The 5,386-nt window shown below is 73.8% G+C and carries 5 protein-coding genes and 1 pseudogene; 4 read left to right on the top strand and 2 right to left on the bottom strand.

Annotated elements, in window-relative coordinates:
• Positions 1-510 (top strand): annotated as a pseudogene (locus E1166_RS31285) (hypothetical protein); the annotation flags it as partial.
• 21 nt (positions 511-531) lie between these two features.
• Here E1166_RS31285 and E1166_RS29140 read toward each other — a convergent pair.
• Complete coding sequence (locus E1166_RS29140) at positions 532-1,701, bottom strand: NADH-quinone oxidoreductase subunit D (protein ID WP_207914632.1); 1,170 nt, start codon at positions 1,699-1,701, stop codon at positions 532-534.
• Positions 1,689-2,747: an SAM-dependent methyltransferase gene (locus E1166_RS29135; RefSeq protein WP_132343062.1), complete on the bottom strand. Its 1,059-nt coding sequence runs from the start codon at positions 2,745-2,747 to the stop codon at positions 1,689-1,691. Before E1166_RS29135 ends, E1166_RS29140 begins: the two co-directional genes overlap by 13 nt.
• 218 nt (positions 2,748-2,965) lie before the next feature.
• On the opposite strand from E1166_RS29135, the gene E1166_RS29130 reads away from it, so the two are divergent.
• The 3 genes from E1166_RS29130 to panD all read left to right on the top strand — a co-directional run.
• Complete coding sequence (locus tag E1166_RS29130) at positions 2,966-3,970, top strand: Rossmann-like and DUF2520 domain-containing protein (RefSeq protein ID WP_132343061.1); 1,005 nt, start codon at positions 2,966-2,968, stop codon at positions 3,968-3,970.
• A gap of 115 nt (positions 3,971-4,085) precedes the next feature.
• Complete coding sequence (panC, locus tag E1166_RS29125) at positions 4,086-4,934, top strand: pantoate--beta-alanine ligase (RefSeq protein WP_132343060.1); 849 nt, start codon at positions 4,086-4,088, stop codon at positions 4,932-4,934.
• A 27-nt stretch (positions 4,935-4,961) separates the two neighbouring features.
• A partial coding sequence (gene panD, locus E1166_RS29120) for an aspartate 1-decarboxylase (protein WP_132343059.1) occupies positions 4,962-5,386 on the top strand: 425 nt, incomplete at its 3' end.

Below are 5,386 nucleotides of genomic sequence, written 5' to 3'. Positions count from 1 at the left end.
GATCAGCCGTGGGCGGGTGGGGCGTACCCGGCAGAGCAGCAGAACTGGTCGGGGGTGCAGGTCGGCGACCGGTGGGCCGAGGTGCGCGACGACGGGCACGGGCGTGAGGTGCGGGTCGGGGAGCGCCGGGCCGAGCTGCACACCGACGGTGCCGGGTTCCGGGTGCAGGACCGCTGGGCGGCGGTACGGCAGGACGAGCCCCAGCAGCCGACCGGCCAGTGGGGTGGCGGCTGGACCGAGCCGGCGGACCGGCCGGCGTTGCCGCAGGACGGGGTGCCCGTGCCGCAGGAGTGGCGGGCGGCGGGCCGGCAGCCGGCCGAGGATCAGTGGGGCCAGCAGTCGGCCGGCCAGTGGCGGGCGCCCGCGCCGAGGGAACCGGTCGAGGCGTGGCGCACCCCGGAGCCGGAGCCCCGCCACCAGCAGTGGGGTGGCGAGGGACAGTACGGCTACCCCCAGGAGGGACAGTACGGCTATCCCCAGCAGGACGTCCCGCGCGCCGGCAGCCGCTGACGTCGACGGCGGGACGCCGACCTACTTGTCGATGTCGCCGACCACGAAGAACATCGAGCCGAGGATGGCGATCAGGTCCGGAACCAGGCAGCCGGGGAGCAGGCTGGCCAACGCCTGCACGTTCGCGTACGACGCGGTGCGCAGCTTGAGCCGCCACGGCGTCTTCTCCCCGCGCGACACCAGGTAGTAGCCGTTGATGCCGAGGGGGTTCTCGGTCCAGGCGTAGGTGTGCCCCTCAGGCGCCTTGACAACCTTCGGCAGCCGGGTGTTCACCGGACCGGTGAGCCGGTCCACCCGCTCCAGACACCGCCGGGCGAGGTCGAGTGAGGCGTACACCTGGTCGAGCAGCACCTCGAAACGGGCGTGGCAGTCCCCGGCGGTGCGGGTGACCACCGGCACGTCGAGCTGGTCGTACGCCAGGTAGGGCTCGTCGCGGCGCAGGTCCAGGTCGAGCCCGGAGGCCCGGGCGACCGGACCGGACGCGCCGAACGCGGCGGCGTCGGCGGCCGACAGCACGCCCACCCCGACGGTGCGGGCCAGGAAGATCTCGTTGCGCCGGATGAGATGGTCGAGGTCGGGCATCCGGCGGTGCACCTCGTCGATGGCGGCGCGGGCCCGCCCGGTCCAGCCGGCGGGCACCTCCTCCTTGAGCCCGCCGACGCGGTTGAACATGTAGTGGATCCGGCCGCCGGAGACCTCCTCCATCACCGCCTGGAGGGTCTCCCGTTCCCGGAACGCGTAGAAGACCGGGGTGATCGCGCCGATCTCCAGTGGGTAGGAGCCGAGGAACATCAGGTGGTTGAGGACCCGGTTCAGCTCGGCCAGCGCCATCCGCAGCCAGACGGCCCGCTCCGGCACCTCCATGCCCATCAGCCGCTCCACGGCGAGCACCACGCCCAGCTCGTTGGCGAAGGCGGAGAGCCAGTCGTGCCGGTTGGCCAGCACGATGATCTGCCGGTAGTCGCGGACCTCGAAGAGCTTCTCCGCGCCCCGGTGCATGTATCCGACGATCGGCTCGGCGGAAACCACCCGCTCCCCGTCGAGCACCAGCTTCAGCCGGAGCACGCCGTGGGTGGAGGGGTGCTGCGGCCCGATGTTGAGCACCATGTCGGTGCCGAGCTGCTCCCCGCCGGCGCCCGTGCCGACGGTCAGGTCGCGGAGGTCGCCGGCGTGGGTGGTCATGCCCGCCATCGTGCCACGAACGTCGCCGGGTCGACGTCGACCGGTTGCCGCAACCACCAGTGCCCGCCGAGGCCGGCCGGGTCGGTCAGTTCGGCCGCCGTCGACGCGGCGGCCAGCGCCCGCACGTACCCGGCGGGGTCGCGGGTGGCCAGGTCGAGTGGTGGTCGATCGCCGCCGGCCCCGAGCGCCCGCAGCGCCTCCCGCTGGCGGACCAGCGAGTACGCACACCGGGCGACCCGCTGGCCGGCGGAGGCGACGGAGTCCATGGCGACGTGCGCGGTGACGTCGCAGGAGCCGTCGGGCACCGGCGGCACCTGCCGCCCACCCCGGTATCCGGTCACCGTCCCGTCCACGGGCCGGTCGTCCGCCAGGTGCCCGTAGTCCACGGCCACCGCCAGCCCCCGGGCGATGTGCCTGACCGCGCCGGCCCAGGCTTCGTCCCTGGTCCTTCCGATCTCGGCTCTTCCGCCGATCGTCAGCGTGGGTTCCGGGTGGCCTGCCGGGACGGGCCACCACCGGTCGAGCCATGCCCGGTCGGCGGGGTCGACCGGGTCACCCACGGTCTCCTCGCCGGTGGTCGGGTCGACCAGCAGGTAGCGCCACCCGTCGGCGGTCCGCGCGGCCACGTCGAGCGGCACGTTGTCGAGCCACTCGGTGGCGACCAGCAGCCCCACGATCCGGTCGGGGATCGCGTCGGCCCAGGCGACCTGCGGGGGCAGGTGGGCCGGCCGGGGGGCCTTCTCGACGGCGGTGAGGCGTACCCGGGAGGCGAGCGGTGCCGGGCCGGCCTCCCGCACGTCCTCCACCCGCTCGACGGCTTGGAGCAGTGCGACCAGCAGTTCCCCGCGGCCGGCTCCGACGTCGACCACGTCCAGCCGGACGGGGTGGCCGAGGGCGGCGTCGACGTGGGTGAGCAGCCGGGCCAGGGTCGCGGTGAAGGTGGGGGAGGCGTGCACGCTGGTGCGGAAGTGGGCGGCCGGCCCGGCCCCGGCGACGAAGAACCCGTCCGGCCCGTAGAGGGCCCGGCCCATCGCGTCCCGCCAGCGGATCGGCATCAGTTCGTTCCTCGTTGCGCAGGCGTCACCGTGCCGACCCTACGGTCAGCCGGCCCGAGACGGGTCACGGTTGCGGCGCCCCCGGCTGGTGACCGCCGGGCCGGGCCGCCATCGGCGCCCGGTCGGTGAACGATTTCACACACCCTTGTTTCGGCTCCTCGACCCCGGCGCATACTTGCGATCGACCGGTACCCCCTTTCGAGGACTGGATCATTGCCATGAGCGCACCGCTGCGCCCGCGTCCGACCGCCCCGCCCGGGGTCGTCGTACCGTCGGGAGGCGCCCCCGTCGGCGCCCTGCCCGCCTTTCCCCGCTCCCTGACCGTCGGTGTCGTCGGTGCCGGTCGGGTCGGTGCCGTACTGGGCGCCGCGCTCGTGGCCGCCGGTCACCGGGTGGTGGCCGCCTCCGGCGTCTCCGGGGCCGCGCAGGCCCGGATCGCCCTGCTGCTGCCCGGCACCCGGAACCGTTGCGTGGCATCGGTCGCTCGCGCCGCCACCGACCTGCTGGTCGTCGCCGTGCCGGATGACTCCCTGGCTGCCGTGGTGGTCGGCCTGGCCGAGACCGGCGCGTTGCACCCCGGCCAGGTGGTCGCGCACACCTCCGGCGCGCACGGGCTGGCCGTGCTGGCTCCGGCCGCCGCGGTGGGCGCGTACCCGCTGGCCCTGCACCCCGCGATGACCTTCACCGGTACGCCGGACGACCTTGGCCGGCTCGCCGGCATCTCCTACGGGGTGACCGCCGCGTCCGGGCTGCGCCCGCTCGCGGCGCGGCTGGTGGCCGACCTTGGCGGGGTGCCCGAGTGGATCGGCGAGGCGGACCGGCCGCTCTACCACGCGGCGTTGGCGCACGGCGCGAATCACCTGGTGACCCTGGTCAACGAGGCGACCGACCGGCTGCGTGACGCCGGGGTCACCAGCCCGGAGAAGGTGCTTGCCCCGCTGCTGCGGGCGGCTCTGGAGAACGCGCTGCGGTACGGCGACGACGCGCTGACCGGCCCGGTCGCCCGGGGTGACGCGGGCACCGTGCGCCGGCATCTGTCCCGGCTGGCGCAGACCGCACCGGAATCCGTGGCCCCCTATCTGGCGTTGGCGCGGCGTAGCGCCGATCGGGCGATCGCGGCGGGCCGGCTGCGGCCGGTCGACGCGGAGTCGCTGCTGGACGTGCTGGCGGAAACTCAGGTGGCAGCCGAGCCCCGCAGTCGCGAACGCCAGGGGTTTCGGTGAGCGCGAGGAGTGAGCCGGTGTTGCGAGCCCCGCAGTCGCGAACGCCAGGGGTTTCGGTGAGCGCGAGGAGTGAGCCGGTGTTGCGAGCCCCGCAGTCGCGAACGGAGAAGACGCCATGACGGAGTTGGTGCACAGCCGGGCGGCACTGGCGAAGGCCCGGGACGGGCTGACGGGCACCGTCGGCGTGGTGATGACCATGGGCGCGCTGCACGAGGGGCATGAGGCGCTGGTCCGGGCCGCCCGGGAGCGGGCCGACCACGTGCTCGTGACGATCTTCGTCAACCCGTTGCAGTTCGGGCCGAACGAGGATCTCGACCGCTATCCGCGCACTCTCGACGCCGACCTGGAGGTCTGCCGTCGGGCCGGGGCGGACCTGGTGTTCGCGCCGTCGGTGCTGGAGATGTACCCGGACGGGCAGCCGGTGGTACGGGTCAATCCGGGTCAGCTCGGGGAGGATCTGGAGGGGCTGAGCCGCCCTGGTTTCTTCCACGGGGTGCTCACCGTGGTGTTGAAGCTGCTGCAACTCACCCGCCCGCAGCTCGCCTTCTTCGGTGAGAAGGACTACCAGCAGCTCACCCTGGTTCGGCGGATGGTCCGTGACCTGGACGTGCCGGTGGAGGTGGTCGGCGTGCCGACCGTCCGTGAGCCGGACGGCCTGGCGTTGTCCAGCCGCAACCGCTATCTCTCCCCGCAGCGGCGGCGGACGGCGGCGGGCCTGTCGGCCGCGCTGCGGGCCGGCGCGACCGCCGCGGACGAGGGAGCCGACGCCGGGGAGGTGCTGGCCGCCGCCCACCGGGCGTTCGCCGCCGTGGGCGGGGACGCGGAACTGGACTACCTGGTGCTCACCGACCCGGATCTGGAACCCGGCCCGGTGTTCGGTCCGGCCCGGCTGCTGGTCGCGGCCTGGGTGGGCGACACCCGGCTGATCGACAACATGGCGATCCGACTCGCCCCCCGTTCCTGACCCCCCACCATCTGCTGAGAGGCTCCCATGTTCCGGACCATGCTCAAGTCGAAGATCCACCGGGCCACGGTGACCCAGGCCGACCTGCACTACGTCGGCTCGGTGACCGTGGACCAGGACCTTCTCGACGCCGCCGACCTGCTTCCCGGCGAGCAGGTCGCGATCGTGGATGTGACCAACGGGGCCCGGCTGGAGACGTACGTGATCCCGGGCGAGCGGGGCAGCGGCGTGATCGGCATCAACGGCGCGGCGGCGCACCTGGTGCACCCGGGTGACCTGGTCATCCTCATCTCGTACGGGCAGATGGACGACGCCGAGGCGCGCGCCTACCAGCCTCGGGTGGTGCACGTGGACGCCGACAACCGGGTGGTCGACCTGACCGCCGATCCCGCCACGGCCGCCCCGGGCACTGCCGGTGCCCCGATCCCCAACCCCCTGGCCCTGCTCAACTG

This window comes from Micromonospora sp. KC213 (assembly GCF_004348325.1).
Lineage (GTDB): Bacteria > Actinomycetota > Actinomycetes > Mycobacteriales > Micromonosporaceae > Micromonospora.
Note: the sequence above shows the minus strand (reverse complement) of the source record. Positions and strands in the feature narration are given on the sequence as shown.

Bases quoted from the DNA above. Each gene is read 5' to 3' on its own strand.
- E1166_RS29140 (WP_207914632.1), bottom strand. From the start codon at position 1,701: ATGGCGGGCATGACCACCCACGCCGGCGACCTCCGCGACCTGACCGTC.
- E1166_RS29135 (WP_132343062.1), bottom strand. From the start codon at position 2,747: ATGCCGATCCGCTGGCGGGACGCGATGGGCCGGGCCCTCTACGGGCCG.
- E1166_RS29130 (WP_132343061.1), top strand. From the start codon at position 2,966: ATGAGCGCACCGCTGCGCCCGCGTCCGACCGCCCCGCCCGGGGTCGTC.
- panC (WP_132343060.1), top strand. From the start codon at position 4,086: ATGACGGAGTTGGTGCACAGCCGGGCGGCACTGGCGAAGGCCCGGGAC.